We start from the raw sequence: 13,708 nt of genomic DNA, 5'->3' as shown, positions 1-13,708 counted from the left end.
GTCTCGCCTCCCTCAGACCTTTTCGACATCGGGCTTGCCCAGCAGCCCGGTCGGACGGAACAGCAGCACCAGCACCAGCAGGCTGAAGGCCACCACGTCCTTGTATTCGGCCGGCATGTAGCCCGAGGCGAAGGTTTCCGCCAGGCCCAGCAGCACGCCGCCGAGCATCGCGCCCGGGATGCTGCCGATGCCGCCCAGCACCGCCGCGGTAAAGGCCTTGATGCCGGCAATGAAGCCGATGAAGGGATTGAGCTTGCCGATGGTCAGCCCGATCAGCACGCCGCCCACCGCCGCCAGCATCGCGCCCAGCACGAAGGTGAACGAGATCACCTTGTTGGTGTCGATGCCGAGCAGGTTGGCCATGCGCATGTCCTCGGCGCAGGCGCGGCAGGCGCGGCCCATGCGCGAGCGGCCGATGAACAGCGTCAGCGCCACCATCAGCGCCAGCGTCACGCCGACGATCAGCAGGCGCGAGTACGGCACCGTGACGGTGAAGTCGCCGCCCATCTGGAACTCGATCGCGCCCGAGATCAGCACCGGCACCGATACATCGCGCGCGCCCTGCCCGATCTGGACATAGTTCTGCAGGAAGATCGACATGCCGATCGCCGAGATCAGCGGCACCAGCCGCGGCCCGCCGCGCAAGGGGCGGTATGCCACCCGCTCGACCGCATAGCCGTAGACGCCGGTGACCAGCACCGACACCAGCAAGGCGGCGCCGAGCACCAGCGGCAGGGGGTAGCCCGCCTGGGCGCCAATGGCGGTGAGCGTGACCAGGCCGACATAGGCACCGATCATGTAAATCTCGCCGTGCGCGAAATTGATCATGCCGATGATGCCGTAGACCATTGTGTAGCCGATGGCGATCAGCGCATAGATCGCACCCAGCGTCAGGCCGTTGACCAGCTGCTGGGTGAACTGTGGAAGGAATTCATTCATTGGGGAAGCCTCGTAGGCGCCGGAACTGGCCTCGGCAGGATGCGCCCAAGCCATTCGAACTTGCCAAAGCAAGGTGTTCTCCCTCTCCCCTCATGGGGAGAGGGCCGGGGTGAGCAATGCACCAAAACCACTCGAACTTGCCAAAGCAAGGTGTCCTCCCTCTCCCCTCATGGGGAGAGGGCCGGGGTGAGGGGTGGGCCAGCAAGGAGCCACATCAAGCGGGGCCAACGGTGTTAACCCGCCGCCCCCAGCCGTTGAGACTCCCGCCCTCACCCCCTGCCCCTCTCCCGCAAGCGGGAGAGGGGAGCAACCCGTCGGGAGTGCAAGCGCCTTAGTTCGCGGCGGTCTTGCTGGCGTCCTTGTGCCAGGTGTAGACCACGAACTTGAAGGACTTCAGGTCGCCCTTGGCGTCGTACTCGACCTTGCCGATCGGCGTGGTGAAGGCGTTCTTGTGCATGTACGCGGCAACCTTGGCGGGATCGGTGCTCTTGGCGCCGGCGATGGCGTCGCCGATGATCTTGACCGCGGCATAGGCCGGCATCTGGAACGGACCGTTGGCGTCACGCTTCTTGTCGGCAAAGGCCTTGACCAGGCCGGCGTTGGCCGGATCGGCCGAGAAGTCGGCCGGCAGCGTCACCAGCATGCCTTCCGACGACGGGCCGGCGATCGCGGTCACGTCCTTGTTGCCGACACCCTCGGGGCCCATGAAGGCGGCCTTCACGCCCTGCTCGCGCGCCTGGCGCAGCAGCAGACCCATTTCCGGGTGGTAGCCGCCGAAGTAGACGAAGTCCACGCCCTGCGACTTGAGCTTGGTGATCACGGCCGAGTAGTCCGAGTCGCCGGCGTTGATGCCTTCGAACACGGCCACCGGGATCTTGGCGGCTTCCAGGTCCTTCTTCACCGAGCTGGCGATGCCCTGGCCGTACGACTGCTTGTCGTGCAGCACGGCGACCTTCTTCGGCTTGACCTTGCCGATGATGTACTGGGCGGCGGCCGGGCCCTGCTGGTCGTCGCGGCCGATGGTGCGGAAGATGAAGTTGCGCTTCTTGGTCTCGGTCAGCTGCGGCGCGGTGGCCGACGGCGTCACCATCACGATGCCTTCGTTCTCGTAGATGTCCGAGGCCGGGATGGTCGAGCCCGAGCACACGTGGCCGATCACGTACTTGATGTTCTGGCTGACGATCTTGTTGGCCACCGCGACCGCCTGCTTCGGCTCGCAGGCGTCGTCCATCAGCACCACCTCGAACTTGTTGCCGCCGGCGCCGCCGGCTGCGTTGATCTGTTCGACGGCGGTCAGCGCACCGGCCTTGACCATGTCGCCATACTGCGCCACCGAGCCGCTCATCGGGCCGGCAATGGCGATCTTCACGGTTTCGGCGTTGGCGGCGGCGCCGAAGGTAGCCAGCATGGCAGCCAGCGAAATGGTGGAAAGACGGGACAGCGTCATCAGGAGCTCCTCGATTTATGTTTGGGTCAACCGGGCAGAAGCGGTATGACCTGCGCAATCGAACAACACCCGCGGACTATTGGGATCGGGACTCGCAGAAGCGCCACCCGAGACGCGGAAGACGGGCCTGCAAGGAAGAGACAGCGTATGCGGGGCCCGGCAAGTGTCAGTCCCGCTGAGGTATGGGGACCAAGGTTCGGAAAGACAACGTTTGATGCGTTCTCTATTGCGCAAGCGATTCGCCTGCCCCGCTTGCCGCACCGCATGCCGGAAGGGTGGCCCGGCTGCCGTCGGCAAAGCAGCCCGCATTATAGGGTCAAATTTCCCGCCGCACGCGACTATCGCACAATTTATGCGGAACCGATTTGGGCAAACGCGACACAATCATCCACAAATTGCGCCCCGGACCATTCGGGGTGCAATTTCCTGCCCTTGCCGGCGCCGCGCTGCACAACCGCGGCCGGCCCACAAAGACAAACGCCCCGGCGGGCCGGGGCGTCTGGAATTGCTGCGCTGCGCAGCGGCGGGATCCGCTTAGCGCTTGGCCACGTCCGGCACGTCGCGGGTGGCGGCGCCGACGAACAGCTGGCGCGGACGGCCGATCTTGTATTCCGGATCGGTGATCATCTCTTCCCACTGCGAGATCCAGCCCGGGGTGCGGGCCAGCGCGAAGATGCAGGTGAACAGCGAGGTCGGGATGCCCAGCGCGCGCTGCACGATGCCCGAGTAGAAGTCGACGTTCGGGTACAGCTTGCGGCTGACGAAGTATTCGTCTTCCAGCGCGATCTTTTCCAGCTCCATGGCCAGCTTGAACAGCGGGTCGTTGTGCAGGCCCAACTCGTTCAGCACTTCATGGCAGGTTTCGCGCATCAGCTTGGCGCGCGGATCGTAGTTCTTGTACACGCGGTGGCCGAAGCCCATCAGGCGCACGCCCGAGTTCTTGTCCTTGACCTGCTTGATGAACTCGTTGATGTTGTCGACGCTGCCGATTTCTTCCAGCATCTTCAGCGCGGCTTCGTTGGCGCCGCCGTGGGCCGGACCCCACAGGCAGGCCACGCCCGCGGCAATGGCGGCGAACGGGTTGGTGCCCGACGAACCGGCCAGGCGCACGGTCGAGGTCGACGCGTTCTGCTCGTGGTCGGCGTGCAGGATGAAGATGCGGTCGAGCGCGCGCTCCAGCACCGGGTTCACGGTGTACGGGGCGCACGGCGTGGCGAACATCATGCGCATGAAGTTGCCCGAGTAGGACAGGTCGTTCTGCGGGTAGATGTACGGCTGGCCGATGTTGTACTTGTACGCCATCGCCACCAGGGTCGGCATCTTGGCGATCAGGCGGATGGCCGAGATCTCGCGCTGGTGCGGATCGTCGATGTCCATGGCGTCGTGGTAGAACGCGCTCATGGCGCCGACCATGCCGGTCAGCACGGCCATCGGGTGCGCATCGCGGCGGAAGCCGCGCATGAAGAACTGCATCTGCTCGTGGACCATGGTGTGGTTCATCACATGGCCGACGAATTCTTCCTTCTGCTTGGCGTTGGGCAGTTCGCCCTTGAGCAGCAGGTAGCAGGTCTCGAGGTGGTCGCACTTCTGCGCCAGCTGCTCGATCGGGTAGCCGCGGTACAGCAGCTCGCCCTTGTCGCCGTCGATATAGGTGATCTTGGAATTGCACGAAGCCGTCGACATGAAACCGGGGTCGTAGGTGAACTTACCGGTTTGTCCGTACAGCTTGCGAATGTCGATCACGTCCGGGCCAACCGTACCCTTGTAGATCGGCAGCTCAACGCTGGGGGAACCATCGGAGAACGATAGCGTGGCTTTCACATCGGACGGCGTCATGTCGGATCCTTCAAATGCTGTGAATAATAATGTTGACCAAAACTCAGACCGTACGCAGCAGGGCGATGACTCGCTGCATCGGGGGCGTGTCGAGCTCACCGTCCAGTTCCTTGCGCGCAAGGAGCAGGTCCATCAACTCGTTGTCACTGAGCTCGAACAGCTGGCTCAGCGCAGCCACATCCTCGTCGGACAGGCTCTCCTCGTAACGGTTGAAGAAACGTTCGACGATGATGTCGTTCTCCAGGAGGCCGCGGCGGGCACGCCAGCGCAACCGGGCGCGCTTGTGCGGATCGGCCTGATGGGAGAAGGTGGTGGCAGGACTCTCAGTCATGGCTTCCTACTTTCGGCGCGCCTGCCAGATATAACCGCTCTGGCTGACGCGCCGCTTACTGCTTAGACAGCCGCGGGATCACACCGCGCGGCGGACCATCAGCTCCTTGATCTTGCCGATGGCCTTGGTCGGGTTCAGACCCTTCGGGCACACGTCGACGCAGTTCATGATGCTGTGGCAACGGAACAGGCGGTACGGGTCGTTCAGGTTGTCCAGGCGCTCGTTGGTGGCCTGGTCGCGGCTGTCCGCGATGAAGCGGTAAGCCTGCAGCAGGCCGGCGGGGCCGACGAACTTGTCCGGGTTCCACCAGAACGACGGGCACGAGGTCGAGCAGCTGGCGCACAGGATGCACTCGTACAGGCCATCCAGCTCGTCACGCTCTTCCGGCGACTGCAGGCGCTCTTTCTCGGGCGGCGGCTCGTCGTTGATCAGGAACGGCTTGATCGAGTTGTACTGCTTGAAGAAGTTCGTCATGTCGACGATCAGGTCGCGCACCACCGGCAGGCCGGGCAGCGGACGCAGCACGATGCGGTCCGGCAGCTCGCGCATGTTGGTCAGGCACGCCAGGCCGTTCTTGCCGTTGATGTTCATCGCGTCCGAGCCGCACACGCCTTCGCGGCACGAACGGCGGAACGAGATGGTCTCGTCCAGCTTCTTCAGCTTCACCAGCGCGTCCAGCAGCATGCGCTCGTGGCCGTCCAGCTCGACCTCGTAGGTCTGCATGCGCGGTGCCGCATCCTTGTCCGGATCGTAGCGGTAGACTTCGAAAATACGCTTCATTTCTGTGGGTCCTGTTATCTCTACGATGCGGTGCTCAGAAGGTACGGGCCTTCGGCGGCACGCTTTCCACCGTCAGCGGTTCCATCTTCACCGGCTTGTAGTCGAGGCGGTTGCCTTCGCTGTAGAACAGCGTGTGCTTGAGCCAGTTCTGGTCGTCGCGGTTGGGGAAGTCGCTGTGCGCGTGGGCACCGCGCGATTCCTTGCGGGCCGCGGCCGAGATCATGGTGGCCTTGGCCACTTCCACCAGGTTGGCCACTTCCAGGGCTTCCACCAGCGCGGTGTTGAAGACCTTGGACTTGTCCTTCAGGTGGATGTTGGCGGCGCGCTCGCTCACTTCCAGGATGCGCTCGACGCCCTCGTCCATCAGCTTCTGGGTACGGAACACGCCGGCATGCGACTGCATGTTCTTGCGGATGTCGTTGGCGACATCCTGCGTGTACTCGCCCGACGACGACGACTGCAGCTTGGCCAGGCGCGACAGCGCGCGGTCGGCGGCATCGGCCGGCAGCGGCTTGTGCTCCTTCTGCTTCAGGTTCTGCGCGATGATGTGGTTGCCGGCAGCGCGGCCGAACACCACCAGGTCGAGCAGCGAGTTGGTGCCCAGGCGGTTGGCGCCGTGCACCGACACGCACGAGCACTCGCCGATCGCGTAGAAACCGTTGACGACCTCGTTCGGGTTGCCGTTCTTCGGCACCACCACCTGGCCGTGATAGTTGGTCGGGATGCCGCCCATCTGGTAATGGATGGTCGGGACCACCGGGATCGGTTCCTTGATCGCGTCGACGTTGGCGAACTTCAGGCCGATCTCGCGGATCGACGGCAGGCGCTTCATGATGGTCTCGGCACCGACGTGGGTCAGGTCGAGCAGCACATAGTCGCCGTTCGGGCCGCAGCCGCGGCCTTCCTTGATTTCCTGGTCCATCGAGCGCGAGACGAAGTCGCGCGGCGCCAGGTCCTTCAGCGTCGGCGCATAGCGCTCCATGAAGCGCTCGCCGTCCTTGTTGCGCAGGATACCGCCCTCGCCGCGCACGCCTTCGGTGATCAGCACGCCCGCGCCGGCCACGCCGGTCGGGTGGAACTGCCAGAACTCCATGTCTTCCAGCGGCACGCCCGCGCGCGCGGCCATGCCCAGGCCGTCACCAGTGTTGATGAAGGCGTTGGTGGAAGCGGCGTAGATGCGGCCGGCACCGCCGGTCGCGAACAGCGTGGTCTTGGCCTCGAGGATGTAGACCTCGCCGGTTTCCATTTCCAGCGCGGTCACGCCCAGCACGTCGCCGTCCTGGTCGCGGATCAGGTCCAGCGCCATCCATTCGACGAAGAAGTGGGTCTTGGCGCGCACGTTGCGCTGGTACAGCGTGTGCAGCAGCGCGTGGCCGGTACGGTCAGCCGCGGCGCAGGCGCGCTGCACCGGCTTTTCACCGTAGTTGGCGGTGTGGCCGCCGAACGGGCGCTGGTAGATGGTGCCGTCGGGGTTGCGGTCGAACGGCATGCCGAAGTGCTCGAGCTCGTACACGACCTTGGGCGCTTCCCGGCACATGAACTCGATCGCATCCTGGTCGCCCAGCCAGTCCGAGCCCTTGATGGTGTCGTAGAAGTGATAGTGCCAGTTGTCCTCGCTCATGTTGCCGAGCGAGGCACCGATGCCGCCCTGCGCCGCCACGGTGTGCGAGCGGGTCGGGAACACCTTGGACAGCACGGCCACGTTGAGGCCGGCTTCCGCGAGCTGGAGGGATGCGCGCATCCCGGCGCCGCCAGCACCGACGATGACCACGTCAAAGCGGCGACGCGGCAATCCAGTCTTGACTGCGACCATTTATTACACCCTCCAGAGAATCTGAGCAGCGTAGCCCGCGCAACCGACGAGCCACAGAATCGTAAGAACTTGCAGCACCAGGCGCACCGCCATCGGCTTCACATAGTCCATCCAGATATCGCGCACGCCGATCCAGGCGTGATACAGCAGCGACAGGATGGTCAGGAACGTGATGATCTTCATCCACTGGTTGGCGAAGAGCCCTGCCCACGCTTCATACGAAGCGCCGTTCGACAGCAGGAAGGCAATCGCCAGGATCACGGTGAAGACCACCATGACCACGGCGGTGACGCGTTGCGCGAGCCAGTCTTTCAGACCGTAGTGCGCACCGACGACAAGACGCTTGGGACCGATATTGTTATTTGCCACCTTGATTCTCCTCAGAACAGGCCGTACAGCTTCAGGCCGAAAATCAGGGTAAGCAGCAGGCTCACAACCAGCACGCTGATGGCAGACTTGGCCGAGGCGGGCTTGGAGACACCAACGTGCACATCCAGCAGCAGGAAGCGGATGCCGGCGCAGAAGTGATGCAGATAACCCCAGATCAGGGCCAGCACAACCAGCTTGACAAAGCCGCCGGACAGAAGGGCCGAGAACTTTGCGAAGCTCAGTTCGGAGGTGATGCTCTGCTCAAACAGATACAGGACGAAGGGAAGGAGGAGGAACATCAGTGCACCGCTCACGCGATGCAGGATGGATACCTTGCCGGCCCAGGGCAACCGGTATTTCGCGATCTGCGAAATACCGATATTCCGGAACTCCGGCCTGGCTTGTTTGACGGCTTCAGCCATGCGAGACCCCATTAGCGGTAAACAAAGAAACGAAACTGCCATTGCCTGCATGCAACGGGATGCATTAGGGCAAATCCATGAGATTTTAGCGCCTTTGTTGCGCGCTGCACCAATAATTTTCTGCTATCACACCCCGACAAGCGCCGCCCGACAATCGCACACCAGGCACATCCGGCGACCGCGTCCCGCGACAACCACCGCGTCGCACGACAGCCGGCGTTACCACGGCCAGACCGACAATAATCGGCGCACGCATCCAGGCGCGGCGCCGGCGTTTCAGCTCAGGTCGTTCTGGTAATAGTGCCGGGTCGTGACATACAGCCCACGGCGCACTTCCACGGGGCGGTCGCCATAGGTGTAGGAAACGCGCTCGACCGACAGCAGCGGCGAGCCCACCGGCACGGACAGCAGCCCGGCCGCGGTTTCATCGGCCGGCACGGCGCGGATTTTCTCCGAGGCGCGGATCATGCGCGTACCGAATTCGGCCTCGAACAATGCATACATGGGCCCTTTCCACTCGGTCAGCTTTTCCGCGGTCAGGCCCTTGAAGTTGGCGCCGAGCAGCCAGATTTCGTCCAGCACGGTCGATTCGCCGGAGAACGTCAGCACGCGGCGGATCTGCACCACGCTGTCGCCGGTGCGGATGTCGAGCAGCCGCGCGATTTCGGCCGGGGCGCGCAGGCGCTTGCATTCCAGCACGTGGCTGGCGCCATAATGGGGTTCGCCTTCGTCCGGGACGAGGCGCAGGAAGCGGAACTTGACCACGTCTTCATGGTGCGTGGTCACGAAGGTGCCCTTGCCCTGGCGGCGCGCCACCAGGTTCTCGGCGGCAAGCTCATCGATGGCCTTGCGCACCGTGCCCTGGCTGACCTTGTAGCGCGACGCCAGCTCCATCTCGCTGGGAATCATCTCGCCGGGCTTCCATTCGCCGGATTGCAGGCTGCGCGTGATCAGCGCCTTGATCTGCTGGTAAAGCGGGCTGAACGTGGGCGATGGCACTGACTGCAGACCAGGAGCGGGACCAGAAGCGGCACCAGTTGGCGGGGCGGCCTGCGGCGCGGCGGCCGGCGCGGGCGCCGGCGGCGAAAGCGGCTGCGTCCCGGCGCCAGGCGTGGCGGCGCCAGATTCCTGCGCGCCGGGTGTGGCCGCGCCGGTCAGGGACGTAGGCAGGGAGGACATAGCGCGATTTCACCACAAAAGGGCGAGTAACGTCCAGCCTTACGTTAATTGTCTTATGTCTTATATAAGACATATGAATTGACAGGATAGAGAGGCCAGGCCTACACTCGCGCTGGTCCACGCCCGCGATCGCCCGCCTCCAGGCCCGCCAGCTGCCGCCCCAGGGCGGAAATGTACCGCGCCCGCGGCGGCACGGTCTGGAAATGGCGCCTCGCTTCGCAGTAGACTAACGCTTTGTTGCATCACCATGACCCGTTGTGGCTCTCCCCCACCGGCCCCGCCACCTGGCTCCGGCGGACGGCCGCTCCCCGCTGTGGCGACAACCAGCACCCGGTGACACACCGCGCGCCTCTGCCTGGCGCCGGCGCGCCACCGACCGGCATCCCCCCTTCTATCGTTTGGAGATTTACTCATGGCTAAAGCCCCAATGCGCGTCGCAGTGACCGGCGCCGCTGGCCAGATCGGCTACTCCCTGCTGTTCCGCATCGCCAACGGCGACATGCTGGGCAAAGACCAGCCGGTCATCCTCCAACTGCTCGACCTCCCGCAAGCCCAGCAAGCCGTCAAGGGCGTGGTGATGGAACTGGAAGACTGCGCGTTCCCGCTGCTGGCCGGCGTGGTCATCACCGATGACCCCAAGGTTGCCTTCAAGGACGCCGACGTCGCCCTGCTGGTGGGCGCCCGTCCGCGCAGCAAGGGCATGGAGCGCAAGGACCTGCTCGAAGCCAACGCCCAGATCTTCACCGTGCAGGGCAAGGCGCTGGATGAAGTCGCCAGCCGCAATGTCAAGGTGCTGGTGGTCGGCAACCCGGCCAACACCAACGCCTACATCGCCATGAAGTCGGCCCCGAACCTGCCGCGCGAGAACTTCACCGCGATGCTGCGCCTGGACCACAACCGCGCGCTGTCGCAGATCGCCGCCAAGACCGGCAAGCCGGTGTCGTCGATCGAGAAGCTGTTCGTGTGGGGCAACCACAGCCCGACCATGTACGCCGACTACCGCTACGCCACCGTCGACGGCCAGAGCGTCAAGGACCTGATCAACGACCCGGTGTGGAACAACGACGTGTTCCTGCCGACCGTCGGCAAGCGCGGCGCCGCCATCATCGAGGCCCGTGGCCTGTCGTCGGCCGCTTCGGCAGCCAACGCCGCCATCGACCACGTGCGCGACTGGGTGCTGGGCAGCAATGGCAAGGTCGTCACCATGGGCATCCCGTCGAACGGTGAATACGGCATTCCGGCCGACACCATGTTCGGCTTCCCGGTGACCACCGCCAACGGCAAGTACGAAATCGTCAAGGGTCTGGAGATCGACGCCTACAGCCAGGAAAAGATCAACATCACCCTGCAGGAACTGGAAGAAGAAAAGGCCGGCGTGCAGCATCTGCTGGGCTGATCTTCCGAACGCTCGAACAAGGACCGGGGTTCCGCAACGATTCAAGAATCGGCGCGGACCCCGGTTTTTTCATAGGCAGCGGCGATGCGGCCCTGCCCTGTCCGCCAACTTCAACTTTCCGAATCCACGTGCATCCTTCCGAGGTCTTGTTCCAGGGCGAAGCCATCCCGGTCCAGTTGCCGGTGTGTGACCACTACGCGGGCAGCGAAAAGCTGATGCGCAAGTCGCTGGCCTTGCAACAAGAGCTTGGCCCGGTCTTCGACATCACCTTCGACTGCGAGGACGGCGCCGCCGTGGGCCACGAGCGCGAGCACGCCGAACTGTGCGCGCAGCTGGTCAACGGCCCGCTCAATGCCCACAACCGGGTGGGCGTGCGCATCCATGATCCGGCCCACCCCAGCTGGCGCCAGGATGTCGACGTGCTGGTGCGCGCCGCCGGGGCGCGGCTGGCCTATGTGGTCGTGCCCAAGGTCACCGACGTGGTCGAGGTCGCGCGCGTGACCGACCATGTCAACCAGGTCGCGCGCAGTGCCGGCATTGCCCGCCATATCCCGATCCATGTGCTGATCGAAACCCATGCCGCGCTGGAGCAGGCCTTCGATATCGCCGCGCTGGTGCAGGTGGAATGCCTGAGCTTCGGCCTGATGGACTTTGTCTCGGCGCACCATGGCGCGATTCCCGGCGAGGCCATGCGCTCGCCGCAGCAATTCGAGCACCCGCTGGTGCGCCGCGCCATGCTGGAAATCTCCGCCGCCTGCCACCGCCACGGCAAGGTGCCGTCGCACAACGTCAGCACCGACGTGCAGGCGCCGCAGCGCGCCGGCGACGATGCGCTGCGCGCGCGCAGCGAGTTCGGCTACCTGCGCAAGTGGAGCATCCATCCGGGCCAGATCGCCCCGATCGTGGCGGCCTTCCGCCCTGGCGCGGAAGAGATCGGCGCGGCCAGCCAGATCCTGCTGGCGGCGCACGAGAACAACTGGGCGCCGATCCGCCATGAAGGGCAGCTGCACGACCGCGCCAGCTACCGCTATTACTGGTCGCTGCTGCAGCGTGCGCAGGCCACCGGCACGCCGCTGCCGGCCAATGTGGAAGCGCTGTTCTTCGCCTGAAGCCGATACCGATAACAAGAACCATCCGGGCAGCGCCCGAGGAGACCAGGATGTCCGCTTTGAAGTCCGCACCCGCCGCCGAGGCCCCGGGCAGCGAGCCGGCCGCGCCGCGGGCCAAGAAATCCGTCGCGTTGTCCGGCGTTGTCGCCGGCAACACCGCGCTGTGCACCGTCGGCCGTACCGGCAACGACCTGCACTACCGCGGCTACGACATCCTCGACATCGCCGAGGCCTGCGAGTTCGAGGAAATCGCCCACCTGCTGGTGCACGGCAAGCTGCCGACCAAGTCCGAGCTGGCCGCCTACAAGGCCAAGCTGAAGTCGCTGCGCGGCCTGCCCGCCAACGTCAAGGCGGCGCTGGAATGGGTGCCCGCCAGCGCGCACCCGATGGACGTGATGCGCACCGGCGTGTCGGTGCTGGGCACCGTGCTGCCGGAGAAGGAAGACCACAACACCCCGGGCGCGCGCGACATCGCCGACCGCCTGATGGCCAGCCTCGGTTCGATGCTGCTGTACTGGTACCACTACAGCCACAACGGCCGCCGCATCGAGGTCGAAACCGACGATGAATCGATCGGCGGCCACTTCCTGCACCTGCTGCACGGCGAGAAGCCGTCGGCGCTGTGGGAGCGCGCCATGAACACCTCGCTCAACCTCTACGCCGAGCACGAGTTCAACGCCTCGACCTTCACCGCGCGCGTGATCGCCGGCACGGGTTCGGACATGTATTCGTCGATCGCCGGCGCGATCGGCGCGCTGCGCGGCCCCAAGCACGGCGGCGCCAACGAGGTCGCGTTCGAGATCCAGAAGCGCTACGACAACCCGGACGAGGCCCAGGCCGACATCACCCGCCGCGTCGAGAACAAGGAAGTCGTGATCGGCTTCGGCCACCCGGTGTACACCACCGGCGACCCGCGCAACCAGGTGATCAAGGAAGTGGCGAAGAAGCTGTCGAAAGACGCCGGCTCGATGAAGATGTTCGACATCGCCGAGCGGCTCGAAACCGTGATGTGGGACATCAAGAAGATGTTCCCCAACCTGGACTGGTTCAGCGCGGTCAGCTACCACATGATGGGCGTGCCGACGGCGATGTTCACGCCGCTGTTCGTGATCGCGCGCACCTCGGGCTGGGCAGCGCACATCATCGAGCAGCGCATCGACAACAAGATCATCCGCCCCAGCGCCAATTACACCGGGCCGGAGAACCTGAAGTTCGTGCCGATCAAGGATCGCAAGTAAGTCCGCGCAAGTAAGTCCGCGCAAGTAAGTCCGCGCAAGTGAAGCCGCGCAAGTGAAGCCGGCCCAACAGCGGCGCCGATTATGTAACCAAAGCCCAGAGCACTACGCCGCCCCGGCCAAATCGTAGAGAATAGCGGCGGCAATAAACCCAGCGCCGGCCGCCTGCCGGCGGCACTTGACCATAACTCGATTTCAGTATCCGAAAGGCACTCACAAAATGAAACATCTTGTCCTTGCCGCCTGCATCGGCGCCTTCAGCCTGACCACTGCCACCGCCGTGATGGCGCAGGAGCCGGCCAAGAAGACCACCACCAAGAAGAAGTCGTCGACCAAGAAGAAGGCCGCCGCCGGCGCGGCCGCCGCGGCCGGCACCGCCGCGGCGGTGACCCCGAGCGGCGAGAAGTGGCAGTGCGAACTGGGCAACAGCCTGTATATCTCCGGCGACATGCTGCGCGACGAAATCCTGACCGTGCACTGGCAAGGCCGCGACTACAAGCTGCCGCGCCAGGCCACGGTGACCGGCGCCGACCGCTACTACGACGCCCGCACCGGCCTGGACCTGGTGGTGATCCCGAGCAAGGCCATGCTGTTCAACAAGAACCTGGGCCAGCGCCTGGCCGACGACTGCCAGAGCGCCGCCATGCAGGCCGGCGCCGCGGCCCCGACCCAGGCCGGCGGCCTGCGCGCGCCGGCGACCACGCCGCTGCTGGTCACGCCGCCGGACGGCCAGACGATTCAGCCGGGCAGCCCCCAGCAATCCGCCGCGCCCAAGCAGTAAGCGGTACCGGGGCGCCGGCGGCCGCGGTATGGCGGCCGTCGGCGCCCTTTTTGCTTGCCGTACCGGGTGGC

Annotated in this window: 13 protein-coding genes; 4 read left to right on the top strand and 9 right to left on the bottom strand. The window is 64.8% G+C overall.

Translation table 11 applies throughout. The annotated features are described in order from the left end of the window. Positions 1–12: 12 nt before the first annotated feature. The 9 genes from livH to LIN44_RS06650 form a co-directional block, all read right to left on the bottom strand. A complete protein-coding gene (gene livH, locus LIN44_RS06690; protein ID WP_018005204.1) occupies positions 13–939 on the bottom strand; it encodes a high-affinity branched-chain amino acid ABC transporter permease LivH in 927 nt (308 codons plus the stop codon). Between the two features lie 331 nt (positions 940–1,270). Further along, on the bottom strand, positions 1,271–2,386 hold the full coding sequence (locus LIN44_RS06685; protein ID WP_227314052.1) for a branched-chain amino acid ABC transporter substrate-binding protein: 1,116 nt from the start codon (positions 2,384–2,386) through the stop codon (positions 1,271–1,273). A gap of 534 nt (positions 2,387–2,920) precedes the next feature. Further along, positions 2,921–4,222, bottom strand: coding sequence for a citrate synthase (gltA, locus tag LIN44_RS06680; protein ID WP_012353369.1), 1,302 nt, complete (start codon positions 4,220–4,222; stop codon positions 2,921–2,923). A gap of 43 nt (positions 4,223–4,265) precedes the next feature. After that, a complete protein-coding gene (locus tag LIN44_RS06675; RefSeq protein ID WP_012353370.1) occupies positions 4,266–4,553 on the bottom strand; it encodes a succinate dehydrogenase assembly factor 2 in 288 nt (95 codons plus the stop codon). 78 nt (positions 4,554–4,631) lie between these two features. Beyond that, positions 4,632–5,333: a succinate dehydrogenase iron-sulfur subunit gene (locus tag LIN44_RS06670; protein ID WP_010814619.1), complete on the bottom strand. Its 702-nt coding sequence runs from the start codon at positions 5,331–5,333 to the stop codon at positions 4,632–4,634. A gap of 34 nt (positions 5,334–5,367) precedes the next feature. Next, positions 5,368–7,146: a succinate dehydrogenase flavoprotein subunit gene (gene sdhA / locus LIN44_RS06665; RefSeq protein WP_227314051.1), complete on the bottom strand. Its 1,779-nt coding sequence runs from the start codon at positions 7,144–7,146 to the stop codon at positions 5,368–5,370. Positions 7,147–7,149: 3 nt separating this feature from the next. Continuing rightward, on the bottom strand, positions 7,150–7,515 hold the full coding sequence (gene sdhD, locus LIN44_RS06660) for a succinate dehydrogenase, hydrophobic membrane anchor protein (RefSeq protein WP_012353372.1): 366 nt from the start codon (positions 7,513–7,515) through the stop codon (positions 7,150–7,152). 11 nt (positions 7,516–7,526) lie between these two features. Next, positions 7,527–7,937, bottom strand: a complete 411-nt coding sequence (gene sdhC / locus LIN44_RS06655) for a succinate dehydrogenase, cytochrome b556 subunit (RefSeq protein ID WP_227314050.1) — start codon at positions 7,935–7,937, stop codon at positions 7,527–7,529. 276 nt (positions 7,938–8,213) lie between these two features. Next, the gene (locus LIN44_RS06650; protein WP_092309751.1) at positions 8,214–9,116 is read right to left on the bottom strand and encodes a GntR family transcriptional regulator; all 903 of its coding nucleotides are present in this window, start codon (positions 9,114–9,116) and stop codon (positions 8,214–8,216) included. 412 nt (positions 9,117–9,528) lie between these two features. Here LIN44_RS06650 and LIN44_RS06645 point away from each other — a divergent pair, with 412 nt between their 5' ends. The 4 genes from LIN44_RS06645 (at position 9,529) to LIN44_RS06630 (ending at position 13,637) form a co-directional block, all read left to right on the top strand. Continuing rightward, the gene (locus LIN44_RS06645) at positions 9,529–10,512 is read left to right on the top strand and encodes a malate dehydrogenase (protein ID WP_227314049.1); all 984 of its coding nucleotides are present in this window, start codon (positions 9,529–9,531) and stop codon (positions 10,510–10,512) included. Positions 10,513–10,640: 128 nt separating this feature from the next. Beyond that, complete coding sequence (locus tag LIN44_RS06640) at positions 10,641–11,621, top strand: CoA ester lyase (protein WP_227314048.1); 981 nt, start codon at positions 10,641–10,643, stop codon at positions 11,619–11,621. A gap of 50 nt (positions 11,622–11,671) precedes the next feature. Continuing rightward, complete coding sequence (gene prpC, locus LIN44_RS06635; RefSeq protein ID WP_227314047.1) at positions 11,672–12,859, top strand: 2-methylcitrate synthase; 1,188 nt, start codon at positions 11,672–11,674, stop codon at positions 12,857–12,859. Between the two features lie 217 nt (positions 12,860–13,076). Further along, positions 13,077–13,637 (top strand): hypothetical protein, encoded by a 561-nt coding sequence (locus LIN44_RS06630; RefSeq protein ID WP_227314046.1) that lies wholly within the window; start codon positions 13,077–13,079, stop codon positions 13,635–13,637. The last annotated feature ends 71 nt before the right edge of the window (positions 13,638–13,708 follow it).

The sequence above is a fragment of the Cupriavidus sp. MP-37 genome, assembly GCF_020618415.1.
Lineage (GTDB): Bacteria > Pseudomonadota > Gammaproteobacteria > Burkholderiales > Burkholderiaceae > Cupriavidus.
This window is presented reverse-complemented; position numbering and strand designations above follow the sequence as displayed.

What these genes read in the sequence shown, in the direction of transcription:
- livH (WP_018005204.1), bottom strand. Translation starts at nt 939, where the DNA reads ATGAATGAATTCCTTCCACAGTTCACCCAGCAGCTGGTCAACGGCCTG.
- LIN44_RS06685 (WP_227314052.1), bottom strand. Translation starts at nt 2,386, where the DNA reads ATGACGCTGTCCCGTCTTTCCACCATTTCGCTGGCTGCCATGCTGGCT.
- gltA (WP_012353369.1), bottom strand. Translation starts at nt 4,222, where the DNA reads ATGACGCCGTCCGATGTGAAAGCCACGCTATCGTTCTCCGATGGTTCC.
- LIN44_RS06675 (WP_012353370.1), bottom strand. Translation starts at nt 4,553, where the DNA reads ATGACTGAGAGTCCTGCCACCACCTTCTCCCATCAGGCCGATCCGCAC.
- LIN44_RS06670 (WP_010814619.1), bottom strand. Translation starts at nt 5,333, where the DNA reads ATGAAGCGTATTTTCGAAGTCTACCGCTACGATCCGGACAAGGATGCG.
- sdhA (WP_227314051.1), bottom strand. Translation starts at nt 7,146, where the DNA reads ATGGTCGCAGTCAAGACTGGATTGCCGCGTCGCCGCTTTGACGTGGTC.
- sdhC (WP_227314050.1), bottom strand. Translation starts at nt 7,937, where the DNA reads ATGGCTGAAGCCGTCAAACAAGCCAGGCCGGAGTTCCGGAATATCGGT.
- LIN44_RS06650 (WP_092309751.1), bottom strand. Translation starts at nt 9,116, where the DNA reads ATGTCCTCCCTGCCTACGTCCCTGACCGGCGCGGCCACACCCGGCGCG.
- LIN44_RS06645 (WP_227314049.1), top strand. Translation starts at nt 9,529, where the DNA reads ATGGCTAAAGCCCCAATGCGCGTCGCAGTGACCGGCGCCGCTGGCCAG.
- prpC (WP_227314047.1), top strand. Translation starts at nt 11,672, where the DNA reads ATGTCCGCTTTGAAGTCCGCACCCGCCGCCGAGGCCCCGGGCAGCGAG.
- LIN44_RS06630 (WP_227314046.1), top strand. Translation starts at nt 13,077, where the DNA reads ATGAAACATCTTGTCCTTGCCGCCTGCATCGGCGCCTTCAGCCTGACC.